We start from the raw sequence: 16,286 nt of genomic DNA, 5'->3' as shown, positions 1-16,286 counted from the left end.
CATGCACCGCGTCGACAGCTTACTGGGCGCCGACGCCGCGTGCGATCCGGTCTGGCTGCGCCAATGGCACCGGATTATTGGTTTCCACTTTCAGCACCGTGGTGGCGGCGACGCTACTGTCGAGACCGAGGTACTGGATGCCGCCGTAGTAGCGGGTGCCGGCCGCCAGGCCGGACCAGCTGGCGCTGACCGACGCCGTGCTGGCCGCGTACACCTGGCTCGGCACGGCGACCCGCAGCGCGCCACCGGTGTCGCCGCGGGTCACCACGGCCGACGACAGCTTGAAGTCGGTCGCGCTGCCGTTGGCGGCGGCGTAGCCGATCACGCACACGCTGTAGCTGCCGGCGTCCGGCGAGGTCAGGATCACCGCCTCGTTGGCGCCGCCGTGTCCGCTGTAGCCGACGACGTTTCCGCCGCTCAGCACTGCCAGGTCGAGATCGTCACCGCCGTTGCCGGAGCTGGTGTCGGCATTGAACAGTTCGAACGCCGCCACCACCGTGTTGGCGGCGATGCTGACCGGTACCACCGTGGTGCCGGTGGCGCCGCTGTTGCAGGCCGCCTTCACCTGATCGACCGAGTCGACGGTACCGGTGACCGCCTCGGCCACCGTCATGATGGCGCTCTTGGTGACTGCCTTCATGCCGCCGCTGGCGACGTTCATGCGGCCCGAGAAGCCGGTGCCGATGCTCAGCGAAGTGTTGCCGGTGACCTTGGTGCTGGCCAGCAGCGCCGGCGCGGTGATCGGCTTGCCGCTGCGGGCCGTGACCGGGATGCGCACGATGTGGCTGCCATCGGTCCAGGTCAGCGCACCATACTGCCAGACATTGTCGGCGGCGCTGGTGCGGGTCAGCTTGACGGTGAAGCTGCCGGTCGCGCCCGGCGCCAGGCTCAGCGACGACGGCGTGACCACCGTGGTGTAGCCGCTGACGCTGGCGCTGGCGGTGTAGGTCGCCTGCGCCGTGCCGACGTTGGTGACGCTGCGGCTGACGGTGACGCTGCCCAGCACATTGCCCAGCGTGATAGACGGCAGGTTCAGGTTGTAGCCGGCCAGGGAGCCGCTGCTGCACTGGCTGGCGACGCCGGCGCCGCACAGGTATTTCTTGTAGTCGGTCGCGCCGGCGTCGTACACCAGGCCCGGATCGGTGGCGCCGTTCGGGTTGTAGGACTGGCCGTCGGCCGGGTGCAGCATGGTGCCGAACGGATTGATGTGGCCCGCGCCCTGCGCCCATGGCAGGATGCCCTGCTGGGTGCCGGCCAGGCCGTCGCCGAAGGTCGGGGTGGCGGTGGTCATCAGCGCCGACTTGATCGCCGCTGGCGACCAGCCCGGATGCTGCTGGCGCAACAGCGCGGCCACGCCGGCCACGTGCGGCGCGGCCATCGAGGTGCCCTGGTACAGCGCCCAGGCGGCTTGCGGCGCCAGGGTGCCGGTGTTGAGCGAGGCTTGCTGCGCCGGCGTCAGTTCCGGCGTCACGCCGGCCAGGATGTCGACGCCGGGCGCCGCCATGTCGGGCTTGAGCACGTTGCCGTCGCTGAGGTTGGGACCGCGCGACGAGAAGTTGGCGATCACCGGCGCCGGCGACGAGCCGACCGCGTTGACGAAGTGGGTCAGCGCGGCGCTGCTGTTGGCCAGCTGGGCGTAGGCCTTGACCAGCGCGCCATCGGCGGCCGACAGGTGGACCGTCGGCACCGAGTGCACTTCGGCCACCAGGCCGGCGCCGTTGTCGACCATCACCATGCCGACGCCGCCGGCCTGCTTGACGGCCAGGCTCTTGTCGACGCGGGCGTTGGTGCCGCGCACGCAGGTGACGATCTTGCCGGCCACCTTGGCCGGGTCGAGCACGGCCACGCCGCCGTTCGAGCCGGCGCTGTAGCACAGTTTGACGAGGTTGGCGTTGGCGCCGGCCGCGGCGGCGTCTTCCGAGCGGATGATCGGGGTGCCGGCCGGCAGCGCGTCGATGTTGAGCGAGGCGCCGCTGTAGCTGGCGCCGTTGCCCAGCTTGACGTCAGCCTTGAGGAAGCGGTTGTGGCTGGCGGCGGCGATGGTCGACAGCCACGGTCCGATGTGGTTGACCGTTTGCGCCGGGCCGTCGTTGCCGGCCGAGGCCGAAACGAACACGCCGGCGTTGGTGGCGCGCAGGAAGGCCTGCTCGACCGCGTCGTTCGGCGTGGTGCCGCCGCTGATCGAGTAGTTGATGACGTGCACGCCATCCTGCACGGCGCGGTCGATCGCGGCCACGCTGTCGTCGGTCCAGCAGCTGTTCTTGCCGCCGGTGGCGTCGGTGGCGTCGTTGTAGGACCAGCACACCTTGTACATGGCGATGCGCGCGCGCGGCGCCATGCCCGACACGGCGCCCATCGGGATGCCGTTCAGCACCGAGGGCACGCCGTTGTTGCCGCCCGCCGTGCTCGACGTGTGGGTGCCGTGGCCGCCGTGGCCGACGGTGCCGCCGACCGAGTCGCGCGGCGAGACGAATTCGGTCCAGTGCAGCGCTTTGCCGGAGGCGTCGAAGCCGCTCTTGAAGTAGCGCGCGCCGATCAGCTTGTTGTTGCAGGAGGCCACGGTGAAGCCTTCGCCGGTCTGGCAGGTGCCGTTCCAGTTGGCCGGCGCGCTGTAGGCGATGCTGCCGCCCTGGTCGAAGGTCGGCACGCCGTTGCCGTCGACGCGGTCGGCGTAGGACGGGTTTTCCGGCCAGATGCCGCCGTCGACCACGCCGATGACGATGTTCTCGCCGGCGTGTTCCTTGCCGCCCAGCTGTGCCCACAGGCCGTTCGGGCCGTCCAGGCCGAGGAAGGTCGGGGTATAGTTGGTCAGCAGGTGGTTTTCCGTGTTGGCGGTGATGGTCGACACGGCGCTGTTCGCTTGCAGGGTGCGCACTTCAGTGTCGGTCAGCATGGCCGAGAAACCGTTCAGCACCACCTTGTAGTCGTGGTTGATCGGCGCGTTCGGCACCAGCGCCTTGACGTCGGCCTGCTTCTGGTCCAGGTAGTCCATGTACAGCTGCACCGTTTGCGCGCCCATCTGCAGGCGCGAGCCGGGCGCCGGCTGGGTGGCGGCCAGGCCGGCCACTTCGCCGTTGTAGGCGGCGACCGGCTTGTCGGCCAGTTGCACGATGTAGGAGCGGCGGGTGTCGTCGGCGTGGGCCAGCGACGCGGCGCCGGCCAGCAACAGCGCCACGGCTGCGGCCACAGGATTGAGTTTCATCATTGTTGTTATCCTTGAACGTGAGGGGGGCTTCAGGCTTTGCGGCGGCGGGCGGCGGCTGCCAGGCCCAGCAGGCCGGCGCCAAGCATCATCCAGCTCGACGGCTCGGGCACGGCGCTCACGGCCGAGGTGACGATGTTGTCGATCGCGAACTGGCCGCGGTCGCTGTTGAACGCGGTGCAGGAGCCGGTGGCGTTGCAGGCGTAGCCGTAGACATAGAACGCGGAGAACAGCGTGGTGCTGAAGGCGCCGCTGGTGGTGTAGTTGGCGAACTCGAAGCCGTGGGGGCCGGGGGCGCCGAGGTTGAAGGTGGCCGTCTGGGTGCCGGACGCGCCGTGGGCCTCAATCGCCAGCAAGCCCGTCACGCTGGGATTGGTCGGGTCGACCGGTCCCAGGAAGGCGGCCTGGAACGACTTGATCTGGAAGCTCTGATGATCCTGGTCGCGCTGGGCGTACATCGCGCTGTCGTTGACGGCGGCCAGGTAGGGGGTGTTGGTGATCGGGCACTGCAGGCTCAGCGCGCACTGGTTGGCGCCGTCGTCGACGATCATGCCGACGTAGTCGCCGAGTTGGGCAGAGCTGGAGTTGGAGAAGTTTGTAATGTAAAAGCCGTTGTTCACATACGACGTTTCACCGTGGTACATCGCCGCGCCGGTGAGGTTGTTGAAGTCGATGGTGGTGGTGGCATGGGCGGCTGGCAGGATAGCCAGCGCCAGCGAGCCGGCCAGTGCCGCTTTGATAGAGCGGGACAGCACGCGGTGCAGCGGTGACTGCGCGGCGGTAGAGACGAAATCATCTTGCATAGGAAAACCCCTTTGATGTTTTAATGTATTTGACAACACCCTCAACCCCTGATTTGCTCATTGATCAGGTTGCTGTCGAGTATAGGCATAATCACAATTTAAGTAGGCAATTGGTCAACGATTTTTATACTTGTTTAAAGCCATTTTTCCGCGCTTAGTTTTGTTTTGACCATGACAGTTTGATGACGAAATTCTTATAGTTTTATTTTGGAAACGTGATGAAAACACCACAAATTGCTAAAAAATAAAAGATGGAAAACTTGCTATTTTCGTGCCGTGGTGTCGACTTTCAAGAAAAGATTGTCCGGTATGCAATCCGCGTGGTAGCCTCTGACATCTCGCCCTCAAGGCGTGCGAATTAAGGAGTGGTTCGGATGGAAGTTGCAAAGAAACACCGTCAGTCCGCGGCTCACAAGGCTGGCGGCTTTACCCTGCTGGAATTGCTGGTCGTCATCGTGATCATCGGTTTGCTGGCGGCGTATGTCGGTCCCAAGTATTTCGCCCAACTGGGCAAGTCGGAAGTGACCATCGCCAAGGCGCAGATCGAAGCGTTTGAAAAATCGCTCGACACCTATCGCCTGGACGTCGGCCGCTACCCGACCACCGATGAGGGCCTGGCCGCCTTGCTGGTCGCGCCGGCCACGGCGGGCGCCAAGTGGAACGGACCGTACCTGAAGAAGGGCGTGCCGCCCGATCCTTGGGGCCATCCTTACCAATACAAGGCGCCCGGCAGCAAGTCCGAATTTGAAATCACATCGCTGGGCCGCGACGGTCAGCCCGGCGGTACCGGCGAAGACGCCGACATCACCTCACAATAAGTCTCGCCGTCACGGAAAGTAGTTTTCGCCATGCAGTTCGATGTCCGCACCTTGTCGGCCGATATGGCCATCTCCCATCTGGTGATCGATGGCCGTGATGAGGCCGACGCGCGCCGTCAGGTGGAGGCGCGCGGCCTGTACGTCAGCGCCATCGCGCCGGTGCGGGGCGGGCTCGGCCTGCGCGGCGGCAAGGCGCGCGGCAAGGGCCTCTCGCTGGTGCTGTTCAGCCAGGAGCTGCTGGCGCTGCTGACCGCCGGCCTCGGCATCGTCGAGGGCCTGGAGGCGCTGCTGGAAAAGGAAACCAGCCCCGTCACCCGCAGCGTGCTCGAACGCCTGCTGGCCGGCCTGCGCGAAGGCCAGCGTTTTTCCGCCGTGCTGGCCGAGCAGCCCGAACTGTTCCCGCCGCTGTACATCGGCATCGTCAAGGCCGCCGAGGGAACCTCGGACCTGCCGCGTTCCCTGTCCCGTTTCATCGACTACCAGCAGCGCATCGACCTGGTGCGCGGCAAGCTGGTGTCGGCCGCGATCTATCCATGCATCCTGCTGCTGGTCGGCGGCGGCGTCAGCCTGTTCCTGATCGGTTATGTGGTGCCGCGCTTTGCCGAGGTCTACCAGGGCGCCGGCCGCAACCTGCCGTGGCTGTCGCAGCAGATGCTGAACTGGGGCCAGTTCGCCGGCGCGCATACGACCGTGCTGCTGGGCGGCATCGCCGCCGTGCTGGGCGCGCTGGTGCTGGGCGTACGCCAGCTGATGGGCAACGGCGGCTTCGCCCGCCTGATGGGGCGCCTGCCCGGCATCGGCGAGCGGGTGCGCATCTACGAATTGTCGCGGCTGTACCTGACCTTGGGCATGCTCAGCGAAGGCGGCATCACCATCGTGCATGCGATCGAGACCGTGCAGGGCATGGTCTCGGCCGGCATCCGCCAGAACCTGCAAGCGGCGCGCGCCGACATCGAATCGGGCCTGCCGCTGTCGACCGCCTTCGAGGCCAGCCACCTGACCACGCCGATCTCGCTGCGCATGCTGCGGGTGGGCGAGCGCACCGGCGACATGGGCCCGATGCTGACCCAATCCGCGGCCTTCTACGACGGCGAAATCAGCCGCTGGATAGAGCGCTTTACCCGCACCTTTGAACCGCTGCTGATGGCCGCGATCGGCCTGGTGGTCGGCGCCATCGTGGTGCTGCTGTATATGCCGATTTTCGATCTGGCCGGAGACATGTCATGACGGCCCAGGCCACCCCCCACCTAGTCGCCGCAACGCCGGCGTTGGACATGGCCCTGGTGGCGCGCGCGCGCCACCTGCGCCAGCAATCGAAGCGCACGCTGGTCGAGGAACTGGTCGCGCTGACCGACATGGAACCGCGCCTGGTGGTGCAGGCGCTGGCGCAGCCGTTCGGCATGGCGGTGCTGGAGACCATCGACATGCTGGGCTACACGCCGGCCTTCGAGCTGCTGCCACTATCCCAGGCTTTAGCTCGTCATTCTGTGCTGCTGCGCGGGCACGACGGCACGGTGGTCGGCGTGATCGCCGACCCCTTCGACCTGGACCTGCAAACCTGGCTGGGCACGCAGGCGCGCGCCACGCCGCACGCGCCGCTGCAAACCCGGCTGGCGCTGCAGGCCGACATCCAGGCCTATCTGTCGAAGCAGGAAGAGTCGGCGCGCGCCACCGACACGCTGCTGCCCGGCGCCAGCGAAGGCCGGCGCGACGGCAAGACCGCCGCCGTGCTGTCGTTCGCCTCGGTGTCGGAAGCGGCCAGTCCCGCCGTGCGCCTGGTCAATTCGACCCTGTACGACGCCTTGAAAGCCGGCGCCTCCGACATCCACCTGGAAAGCACCGCCGGCGGCCTGGCCGTCAAGTACCGCGTGGACGGCGTGCTCGATCACGCCACCTCGGTCAACGGCATCGACGTCGCCGAGCAGATCATCTCGCGCCTGAAGGTGCTGGCGGAGCTCGACATCGCCGAACGCCGCGTGCCGCAGGACGGCAGCTTCCGCGTCGAGGCCAACTCGCGCGAGATCGACCTGCGCGTCTCCATCATGCCGAGCATCCACGGCGAGGACGCGGTGATCCGTATTCTCGACAAGCGCGCCATGATCGAGGCCTACGGCTCGCTGACGCTGGAGGCGCTGGGCTTCGACGCGCCGTCGCTGGCTACCTTGCGCGTGCTGGCGCAGGAAGCCTACGGCATGCTGCTGGTGACCGGCCCGACCGGCTCCGGCAAGACCACCACGCTGTACGCGGCGCTGACCGAGATCCACAACGGCCGCGAAAAAATCATCACCATCGAGGACCCGGTCGAGTACCAGCTGCCGGGCATCCTGCAAATCCCGGTCAACGAAAAGAAGGGCCTGACCTTCGCCAAGGGCTTGCGCTCCATCCTGCGGCACGACCCGGACAAGATCATGGTCGGCGAGATCCGCGACCGCGAGACGGCGGAAATCGCCGTGCAGTCGGCGCTGACGGGCCACCTGGTGCTGACCACCGTCCACGCCAACAACGTGTTCGACGTGTTCGGCCGCTTCACCCACATGGGCATCGACCCGTATGCGTTTGTGTCGGCCCTGAACGGCATCTGGGCGCAGCGCCTGGTGCGCATCAACTGCCCGCACTGCGCGGCGCAGTACACGCCGGACGACCACGAACTGGCCAGCGTGGGCCTGGCCCGCGCCGACGTCTACGACTACCGCTTCATGCAGGGCAAGGGCTGCGGCGATTGCCGCGGCACCGGCTACAAGGGCCGCCGTTCGATCGCCGAGATCCTCACGCTCAACGACGAGATCCGCGAGCTGATCGTCGACAAGCGGCCGATCCGCCAGATCAAGCAGGCGGCCTACGAGAACGGCACGCGCAGCCTGCGCCTGGCGGCCTTGGAACTGGTCAAACGGGGCGGCACCACGCTGTCCGAAATCAAACGAGTAACCTTGCATGCGTAGAGCAATTGGACAATCACTGCGCATCGGCGTCTCCGGCTTTGCCGTCAGCCTGCTGCGCACCAGCCGCTGGCGCGGCGAACCGGTGACGGTGCTGGCCGAGCATGCGTTCGCGCCGTCGGGCGAGCATCCGTTCGACGCCATCGCCAATGCCTTGCGCGCGCTGCTGGGCGAACAGCTTGGCGACAAGAGCGTGGCCGGCTGGCCGGTCTGCATCGTGCTGGCCGACGACCTGACGCGCTTGTGGCGCGTCACGCCGCCGCCGGCGGCGGCGCGCCTGGCCGACATCGAAGCGGCGGCGGGCTTCCGCTTCCAGGCGCTGTACGGCGAAGCGCCGGCGGCCTGGCAGATCTCGGGCGATTGGAGCGCCACGCAGCCGTTCTTCGCCGCCGCCGTGCCGCGCTCCTTGCTGGCCGTGCTGCGGCTGGTGGCGCAGGAATTCAAGCTGCACGTGGTCGGCATCGAGCCGCATTTCATCAGCGCCTACAATCGCTGGCGGCGCGGCGTGAAGCCGGGCGCATGGTTCGGCCTGGCGCACGACCACCTGCTGACGCTGGCCGCCATCGAAGCCGATGGCAAGAGCATCCGCGCCATCCGCGCCTTGCCGATGCCGGTCGGGCAGGGCGCCGATCAATACTGGCTGGGCCAGACGCTGAAGCGCGAAGCGCTGCTGCTGGACATGCCCGAGCCGGAGCTGCTGCAAGTGTGCGGCGCCGCGCCGGCCGTGTGGAGCAAGCCGGTGAGCAATCCCGCGCACATCGCCTGCGCCGTGTTGGACCAGGTGCAGCAGGCTTCCAGCGGCGGCCTGTCGACGATGGCGCTGCTGGCGCGCGGCGGGAGCACGACATGAAGAGTATGAATATCGACTTCGCGCCGCGCAGCCTGCGCCGCACCTTGTTCCACACCCATCCGGCGGTGCTGGCGCTGGCCGGCGCGGGGCTGCTGCTGAGCGCCGCCGCTGCCTTCGGCGGCTGGAAGCTGGTCGAGCAAAAGCGCCTGCGCGAGCATGAACTGCACCACTTGCAGGAACGCGCGGCGGCCATCTCGGCGCGGCCGGTGGAAGTGGCGCAGGTGGCGATACCGGAAGGGCAGGCCGCCTTCGTCAACGGCGCCATCCTGCAACTGAACCTGCCGTGGCGCGAACTGCAAGATGCGGTGGCCGCAGCCACGCCGCGCAACGTCGCGCTGGTGGCGATGGAGCCTGACCCGCGCAAGCAGGTGCTGAAGATCACCGCCGAAACCAAGAACAGCGACGACATGGTGGCCTACGTGGCGGAGTTGAAGCAGCAGGAACTGTTCAGCGGCGTGATGCTGACCCGTCATGAAATCAATGAGCAGGATCCGAACCGGCCCTTGCGCTTCCAGCTGGAGGCGACATGGATAGCCCGATGACCAAGATCAACCTGGCCGCCATCGTGCTGCGTGCGCGGCTGGTGCTGGTGTGCCTGGGCGCGCCGGCCTGCATCGCCATCGCGCTGTGCGTGGCCGGCGCCGCTGCGTGGGCGTGGCTGCTGCCGCAGCGTGCGGCGCAGGCGCAGCTGATGGCGCGCCCCTTGCCGACGCCTGCGTCGCTGGTGACCGCACCGCCGCCGCCGTCGGCCAACCAGAACCTGGCCGGTTTCTACGAAGTGCTGGGCGAGAAGCGCTACGCCGAGCAGCAGGTCAAGGTGCTGTTCGACCTGGCGGCCAAGAACAAGCTGTCGCTGAGCCAGGGCGAATACAAGGCCGCCTACGACAAGGCCAGCCGCGTCAGCACCTACCAGATCCTGCTGCCGGTGAAGGGGCCGTATCAATCGATCTGGCAGTTCGCCATGCAGGGCCTGCGCGACATGCCGTTCGCATCGCTGGACGAAGTCGGCTTCCGCCGCGAAGCCATCGCCGAACCCACGGTGGAGGCGCGTTTGCGCTTTACCTTGTACCTGAAGGACGGCGAGCCATGAAGCCTTATCAAATCGCGATGGGTCTCGCGCTGGCCGTCGCCGGTGGCCTGGTGCTGTTCGGCGATAACTCGCCGGCGGGCGATATCGCCGAGCCGGTGACGCGCAGCCGCGCCACGCCGGCCGTACCGGCGCCGCGCGCCGGCAAAGAAGCCAAGCCGCAGGCCGAGGTGGCGATCCTGCGCCTGACGCCGCGCGCCATGCTGGTCGGCGAATCCGGCGAGGCGACCTTCGCATCGGGCGAGGGTGTGTTCCAGGGACAGAACTGGAATCCGCCCCCGCCGCCACCGCCGCCCGTATCGAACGCTCCGCCGCCAGCGCCGGTGGCGCCGCCGATGCCGTTCACGGTGATCGGCAAGGCCGTCGCCGACGGCGCCTGGGAGGTCTACCTGGCGCGTGGCGACAAGACTTACGTCGTTAAAAACCAGACCGTCATCGACGGCACGTATCGGGTCGAGAAGATCGCGCCGCCGCTGATGTCCGTGACCTATCTGCCTTTGAACCAGGTACAACAGATCAATATTGGAGTCCTCGACTGATGGCTAGTCATCTGAAGAATTTGGGCCGCCGCGCCGCGCTGCCTGCCATGCTGGCGATCGCCCTGAGCGGTTGCGCCGGACAAATGGCCTATCGCGATGGCCGCGACCTGATCGCCAAGGACCAGCTGGAAGCGGGCCTGCTCAAGTACCAGGAGGCCGTCAAGGCCGAACCGGGCAACGCCGAATACCGCTCGGCCTATCTGCTGGCGCGCGACCGCGCCACGCTGCGCTTCCTCGACCAGGCCGAGCGCCAGCAGTCGGAAGGGCAGCTGGCGCTGGCGGAGCAGGGCTTCCGCCGCGTGCAGGCGCTGGACCCGCTCAACGAGCGCGCCCGCGCCGGCCTGCGCGCGCTGGAACGCGACGACCGCCAGACCAGGCAAATGGCCGCCGCCGCCGAGCATATGAACAAGGGCGAGTACGAACTGGCCAGGCAAAAGCTCAACGCGGTGCTGACCGAAAATCCGGCCAACGACAAAGCGCGCCTGATGCTGCGCGAGGCCAGCGACAAGATCGCGCCGCCGGCGGCGGAACCGGGCCTGTCGAAAGCCTACAAGCAGCCGATCTCGATCGAGTTCCGCGACGCGCCGCTCAAGCAGGTGTTCGAAGTGATCTCGCGCCGTTCGGGTCTGAACTTCGTGTTCGACAAGGACGTCAAGACCGACCAGCGCACCACCGTGCTGCTGAAGAACAGCACCGTCGAATCGGCGATCTACTTCCTGCTGCTGACCAATCAGCTGGAGCAGCAGGTGATGGATGCGAACACCATCCTGATCTACCCGAACGTGGCGGCCAAGCTGAAGGAATACCAGGAGATGACGGTCAAGACCTTCTTCCTGGCCAACGCCGAGGCCAAGCTGGTGGCCAACACGCTCAAGACCATCCTCAAGTCGCGCGACGTGGTGGTCGATGAAAAACTCAACCTGTTGATCGTGCGCGACAGCCCGGAAGCGATCCGCCTGGCCGAGAAACTGGTGGCCTTGCAGGACGCGCCGGAAGCGGAAGTGATGCTGGAAGTGGAGATCCTGGAAGTGAAGCGCGGCAGCGTGATGGACCTGGGCGTGGTGTGGCCGACCGGTGTCGGCTTGACGCCTTTGTCGACTTCGGGCGGCACCGGCATCACCATCCGCGACCTGAATAACCTGAACCAGCGCACCATCGGCGTGACCGGCATCGCGCTCGGCGTCAACGCCAACAAGAACGACACGGATTCCAACCTGCTGGCCAATCCGCGCATCCGCGTGCGCAACAAGGAGAAGGCCAAGATCGTCATCGGCGACAAGCTGCCGGTGATTACCACCACCGTGTCCTCCGGCGTGGGCGGCTTCGCCAGCGACAACGTGACCTACGTCGACGTCGGCCTGACGCTCAACGTCGAGCCGACGGTCTACCTGAACAACGAGGTGGCGATCCGCGTGCAGCTGGAGGTGAGCAACCTGACCGGCACCATCACCACCAAGAGCGGCGGCACGGCCTACCAGATCGGCACGCGCCAGGCCACCACCATGCTGCAGTTGAAGGATGGCGAGAACCAGGTGCTGGCGGGCCTGATCAACAACGAAGAACGCGGCACCGCCAACCACGTGCCGGGCGCGGGCGACCTGCCCATCATCGGCCGCCTGTTCGGCAGCAAGCGTGACGACAGCCAGAAGACCGAGATCGTGCTGTCGATCACGCCGCACCTGATCCGCAACGTGCAGCGCCCGGAAGCGGCCGCGTCGGAATTCTCGGCTGGCACGGAGGCGAGCTTCCGCCGCCGCCCGGACCTGAGCGCACGCCCCAACGTGGCGATGCCGCCATCGCCGGGCGCCTTGCCGCCACCGGCGCCGGTGCGTCCGCCGCTGCCGGTGCAGTCCATGCCGATCTCGCAGGGCCAGCCGGCGCCGCTGCCGCCTAGCCAGGGACAACAGCCGCAGCCGGTGCTGCCGCCGCCCGAGCCGGAGCCGCAGCAGCAACAGCCGCAGCCGCAGCAACAACCGGTGCAGTAAGCCCATGATGAAACGCGGCCGTGGGTTCACGCTGATCGAGCTGCTGGTGACGCTGGCCATCCTCGGCCTGCTCAGCGCCCTGGTGGTGCCGACCGCGCAAGTGGTGGTGCAGCGTCGCCAGGAGCAGGAGCTGCGCGAGGCGCTGCACCAGATCCGCGCCGCGCTGGACGCCTACAAGCTGGCCTACGACCAGGGCCGGGTCGCCAAGACGCTGGCCGCGACCGGCTATCCGAAGACGCTCGACCTGCTGGTGGAGGGCGTGCCGGATTTGCAGAACCCCAAGCATCTGAAGATGTATTTCCTGCGCCGGGTGCCGCGCGATCCGTTCAACCCGGACGCCACGCTGAGCGAGTCGCAGACCTGGGGCAAGCGCAGCTACGCCAGCGACGCCGACCAGCCGAAGGAGGGCGAGGATGTCTACGACGTCTACAGCTTGAGCGACAAGACCGGCCTGAACGGCGTACCCTACAAAAGATGGTGAACATGAAGACCAAAGGATTCACGCTGATCGAGCTGCTGGTGGTGCTGGGCATCGTCGCGCTGATGCTGACGCTGGCCGTGCCGCGCTACTTCCCCAGCATCGACAAGTCGAAGGAGGTGGTGCTGGCCGATAACCTGCGCAATGTGCGGCAGGTGCTGGACCAGTACTACGGCGACACCGGCCGCTATCCCGACTCGCTGGAACAGCTGGTGGACAAGAAGTACCTGCGGGCGATGCCGGTCGATCCGATCACCGACAGCGATACCACGTGGGTCATCGTGCCGCCGGAAGACGCCACCAAGGGCGGCGTGTACAACATCAAGAGCGGCGCCCCCGGCAACGACCGCAGCGGCAAACCCTACGCCGACTGGTGATGAGCGCGCGACGCCGGAGCCGCAGCGGCGGCTTTACCTATCTGAGCCTGATCATCCTGCTGGCGATCATCGGGCTGGTGACGGCGTCGGCGTTGAAGCTGGGCGCGGTGATACAACGCAGCCGGGCGGAGCAGGAGTTGCTCGATATCGGCGCCGCCTTCAGCGACGCCCTGAAAAGCTATGCCGACGCCACACCCGCCGGCCTGCCGCCGCAGCCGCCGTCGCTGAAGGAATTGCTGAAGGATCCGCGCTTTCCCGGCACCCGCCGGCATCTGCGCAAAATGTTCGTCGATCCCATGACGGGCACGGCGGAGTGGGGCATCGTCTATCTCGGCGACAAGGTCGGCGTGCTGGCGGTGTACAGCCTGTCCTCGGCAAAACCAGTAAAGATAGGGAATTTCCCCACGCGCTATTCCGGGTTTGAAAGCAAGAACCATATTTCTGACTGGAAGTTTGCGATGGCCCAGGCGGGGCCGGAGCCAAGTTTGATGACTGGGCCAGCGCCGCAAATCTCCGCCAGGGTGGTTGAGCAACAAACGGCAAGCCCGCCGATGCCAGCTGCTCCAAGTCCTCCCACGCCGCCGGCGCCGCCAGCCGACGCGCCGCCCGCGCCACCCGCGCCACCGTCCGCGCCGGAGGAGCCGCCGCAGCCGCGTGAGCCTGAGGTGCCCGAACCGCCGCCGGTGCCGCAAGAATAACGACCAAGCTAGGCCGGAGAGGCGCCACCGGCCGCAACTGTGTCAAATGCACAACAAAATAGCGCTGCGCCTGGGATTTGCCGCCGGTGGTGCTCGAACCGCTCCGTCCGCCTCGGAAGACCTCGCATTTGTGCTGGCAAGGCAAAAAAATCCATCAAACCGTGCGTTGCTTGCATAAAACAAGTACAAAATTTATTGCGTTGCATTACGGTATTTTGCACTGTGAAATAAGTTGCTCTCACGTAAACTAAAATGGAAAATTTACAATGACATTTCGTGCTGTTATGCTATTATTTGTCCCGTAGCACTTCTACACTCCTATTAACACTACGGTGGTTGGCGAAAGCGCAGCCACAATTCGTTTGATTAAGGAAATCACATGAAATTGAAATCTTTCGTTGCTGGCGCGCTGCTGGCCGCCGCTTCGGTTAGCGCATTTGCTGGTGACCAAGTTGTAACGCTGGATCTGACTGATGTTATATCGTTCACCGCAACCCCGACGATTCTGGATGGCGGCGACGACGTGATTACTTTTGCCGGCGTAACCGCTGGCCACAAGTACGACATCAGCCTGACCATCAGTTCGCAGAACATCACCTGGAACCAGGCGTTGACCAAGCTGAACGGCGTTACCGGCACCTATACGGGCACCAAACTGCAATTCATTGACGTTGAATACACCGGCCTGGCACCGTTCGCGCTGACCCTGGTCGGCGGCGCTACCAAGGCTAACAAAGCCTTCGGTTACTCGGGTGACGTATCCGTGACCGCGGTACCAGAACCAGAAACCTACGGCATGCTGCTGGGCGGCCTGGCTCTGATGGGTGTTGTTGCTCGTCGCAAAGCAAAAAAAGCAGCTTAAGTTTCAGCTGTGACGTAAAAAAACCCGCCTCGGCGGGTTTTTTTACGTCCGGCGTTTCCAGTTCATCGGGCCGTGCGTTTGACGTCGCGCAGGCGGAAGCCCATTGCAAACAGCGCCGCGAAGTACACCGCGCCGCACACGCCGATCAACAGCAGCAGCGCGCCGATCCGCAGCAGCGTGTGGTGCTGCATGCCCAGCCAGTCCACCTGCTGCCCGCCGAACCACGCGGCAGCGCCCATCAGCACGCACGCCACCGCCAATTTGGCGCAGAACAGCGGCCAGCCCGGCTTGGGCGTGTAAATGCCGCGCTTGCGCAGTCCGGCATACAGGAAGCTGGCGTTGATGCAGGCGCCCAGGCCGATCGACAGCGCCAGGCCGGATACTTTGATATACGGCACGAATATCCAGTTCATCAGCTGCGTCGCGATCAGCACGCCGATGGCGATCCTGACCGGGGTGCGGATGTCCTGGCGCGCATAGAACGCCGGCGCCAGCGTCTTGACCAGGATGATGCCCAGCAGGCCGGCACTGTAGGCGATCAGCGGGTAGGACGACTGCGTGGCCGCCTCGTCGGTGAATTTGCCGTAGTGGAAGAGGGTGGCGATCAGCGGCTTGGCCAGCGCGGCCATGCCCACCGCTGCAGGCAGCGCCAGCAGGAAGGTCAGGCGCAGGCCCCAGTCCAGCAGGTCGGAATATTCCTGGGTGTCGCCATCGGCCTTGGCCTTGGACAGGCTGGGCAGCAAAATCGTGCCCAGCGCCACGCCCAGCAGGGCCGTGGGGAACTCCATCAGGCGGTCGGCGTAGGACAGCCAGGAAATGCTGCCCTCGGCCAGGCGCGAGGCGATGCTGGTGTTGATCATCAGGCTGATTTGCGCGGCCGACACGGCGAACACGGCCGGTCCCATCTTCTTCAGCACGCGCCGCACGCCCGGATCGCCCAGGCCGGCCGCCGGATTCCACGACAGGCGCGGCAGCATGCCGATCTTGATCAGCGCCGGGATCTGTATCGCCACCTGCAAGATGCCGCCGACGAACACCGCGATCGCCATCGCATAGATGGGCTGCTCCAGGTGCGCTTGCAGGAACAGCGAGGCGGCGATGAAGGATATATTCAGCAACACCGGCGTGAAGGCCGGGATCTTGAACTCGCGCCAGGTGTTGAGCACGCCGCCGGCCATGGCCACGAAGGCCATGAAGCTAATATAGGGGAACATCAGCCGCGTCATCCAGACGGCGGCGTCGAAGGCGCCCGGTTGCTTGTCCAGGCCGGTGGCGATGAGGTAAACAAACAACGGCGCGCCTATAATGCCGAGCGCGCTGACGAACAAGGTCGACCACACCAGCGTGTTGGCCACATGGTCGGCCAGCGTCTTGCTGGCTTCCTGGCCGTGCTGGTTCTTGTACTCGGACAGTATCGGCACGAACGCTTGCGAGAAGGCGCCCTCGGCAAACAGGCGGCGCAGCAGGTTGGGAATGCGGAACGCGACGATGAAAGCGTCCGTGTAGGCGCCGGCGCCGAAGGCACGGGCAAACAAGGTTTCACGCAATAATCCGGTTACGCGGGACAGCATGGTCATGCTGGAGATGGCGGCTAGAGTTTTAAGCAAGTTCATGGGCAGTGATTATAGTTGCTCCTGACAGAAAACATCGC

Annotated in this window: 15 protein-coding genes; 12 read left to right on the top strand and 3 right to left on the bottom strand. The window is 65.8% G+C overall.

Features of this window, described 5'->3' with window-relative positions:
- Positions 1-19: 19 nt before the first annotated feature.
- The gene (locus tag AC07OK_RS26045; protein WP_494692978.1) at positions 20-3,205 is read right to left on the bottom strand and encodes a S8 family serine peptidase; all 3,186 of its coding nucleotides are present in this window, start codon (positions 3,203-3,205) and stop codon (positions 20-22) included.
- Between the two features lie 29 nt (positions 3,206-3,234).
- Complete coding sequence (locus AC07OK_RS26040; protein WP_494692977.1) at positions 3,235-4,005, bottom strand: NF038120 family PEP-CTERM protein; 771 nt, start codon at positions 4,003-4,005, stop codon at positions 3,235-3,237.
- Between the two features lie 374 nt (positions 4,006-4,379).
- On the opposite strand from AC07OK_RS26040, the gene gspG reads away from it, so the two are divergent.
- The 12 genes from gspG (at position 4,380) to AC07OK_RS25980 (ending at position 14,635) form a co-directional block, all read left to right on the top strand.
- Positions 4,380-4,823: a type II secretion system major pseudopilin GspG gene (gene gspG, locus AC07OK_RS26035; protein WP_494692976.1), complete on the top strand. Its 444-nt coding sequence runs from the start codon at positions 4,380-4,382 to the stop codon at positions 4,821-4,823.
- Between the two features lie 30 nt (positions 4,824-4,853).
- A complete protein-coding gene (locus AC07OK_RS26030) occupies positions 4,854-6,050 on the top strand; it encodes a type II secretion system F family protein (protein WP_217940603.1) in 1,197 nt (398 codons plus the stop codon).
- Positions 6,047-7,762 carry a GspE/PulE family protein gene (locus AC07OK_RS26025; RefSeq protein ID WP_494692975.1) on the top strand — a complete coding sequence of 572 codons (1,716 nt, stop codon included), beginning with the start codon at positions 6,047-6,049 and terminating at the stop codon, positions 7,760-7,762. Before AC07OK_RS26030 ends, AC07OK_RS26025 begins: the two co-directional genes overlap by 4 nt.
- Positions 7,755-8,609, top strand: a complete 855-nt coding sequence (locus AC07OK_RS26020) for a hypothetical protein (RefSeq protein ID WP_494692974.1) — start codon at positions 7,755-7,757, stop codon at positions 8,607-8,609. The genes AC07OK_RS26025 and AC07OK_RS26020 overlap by 8 nt, the downstream gene beginning before the upstream one ends.
- The gene (locus tag AC07OK_RS26015; RefSeq protein ID WP_494692973.1) at positions 8,606-9,151 is read left to right on the top strand and encodes a PilN domain-containing protein; all 546 of its coding nucleotides are present in this window, start codon (positions 8,606-8,608) and stop codon (positions 9,149-9,151) included. The genes AC07OK_RS26020 and AC07OK_RS26015 overlap by 4 nt, the downstream gene beginning before the upstream one ends.
- The gene (locus AC07OK_RS26010) at positions 9,136-9,699 is read left to right on the top strand and encodes a hypothetical protein (protein WP_494692972.1); all 564 of its coding nucleotides are present in this window, start codon (positions 9,136-9,138) and stop codon (positions 9,697-9,699) included. The genes AC07OK_RS26015 and AC07OK_RS26010 overlap by 16 nt, the downstream gene beginning before the upstream one ends.
- The gene (locus AC07OK_RS26005; RefSeq protein ID WP_494692971.1) at positions 9,696-10,235 is read left to right on the top strand and encodes a hypothetical protein; all 540 of its coding nucleotides are present in this window, start codon (positions 9,696-9,698) and stop codon (positions 10,233-10,235) included. The genes AC07OK_RS26010 and AC07OK_RS26005 overlap by 4 nt, the downstream gene beginning before the upstream one ends.
- On the top strand, positions 10,235-12,220 hold the full coding sequence (locus tag AC07OK_RS26000; RefSeq protein ID WP_494692970.1) for a secretin GspD/PilQ domain-containing protein: 1,986 nt from the start codon (positions 10,235-10,237) through the stop codon (positions 12,218-12,220). The genes AC07OK_RS26005 and AC07OK_RS26000 overlap by 1 nt, the downstream gene beginning before the upstream one ends.
- Positions 12,221-12,224: 4 nt before the next feature.
- Positions 12,225-12,701: a prepilin-type N-terminal cleavage/methylation domain-containing protein gene (locus tag AC07OK_RS25995; protein WP_494692969.1), complete on the top strand. Its 477-nt coding sequence runs from the start codon at positions 12,225-12,227 to the stop codon at positions 12,699-12,701.
- Complete coding sequence (locus tag AC07OK_RS25990) at positions 12,695-13,075, top strand: type II secretion system protein (protein ID WP_494692968.1); 381 nt, start codon at positions 12,695-12,697, stop codon at positions 13,073-13,075. Before AC07OK_RS25995 ends, AC07OK_RS25990 begins: the two co-directional genes overlap by 7 nt.
- Complete coding sequence (locus tag AC07OK_RS25985) at positions 13,075-13,773, top strand: type II secretion system protein (RefSeq protein ID WP_494692967.1); 699 nt, start codon at positions 13,075-13,077, stop codon at positions 13,771-13,773. Before AC07OK_RS25990 ends, AC07OK_RS25985 begins: the two co-directional genes overlap by 1 nt.
- Positions 13,774-14,152: 379 nt before the next feature.
- Positions 14,153-14,635: an FxDxF family PEP-CTERM protein gene (locus AC07OK_RS25980; RefSeq protein ID WP_494692966.1), complete on the top strand. Its 483-nt coding sequence runs from the start codon at positions 14,153-14,155 to the stop codon at positions 14,633-14,635.
- A 62-nt stretch (positions 14,636-14,697) separates the two neighbouring features.
- On the opposite strand, the gene murJ is transcribed toward AC07OK_RS25980, so the two are convergent.
- Positions 14,698-16,248 carry a murein biosynthesis integral membrane protein MurJ gene (gene murJ / locus AC07OK_RS25975; protein WP_494692965.1) on the bottom strand — a complete coding sequence of 517 codons (1,551 nt, stop codon included), beginning with the start codon at positions 16,246-16,248 and terminating at the stop codon, positions 14,698-14,700.
- Positions 16,249-16,286 lie beyond the last annotated feature (38 nt).

The sequence above is a fragment of the Duganella sp. GW821-FHT07G03 genome (assembly GCF_059418605.1).
This window is presented reverse-complemented; position numbering and strand designations above follow the sequence as displayed.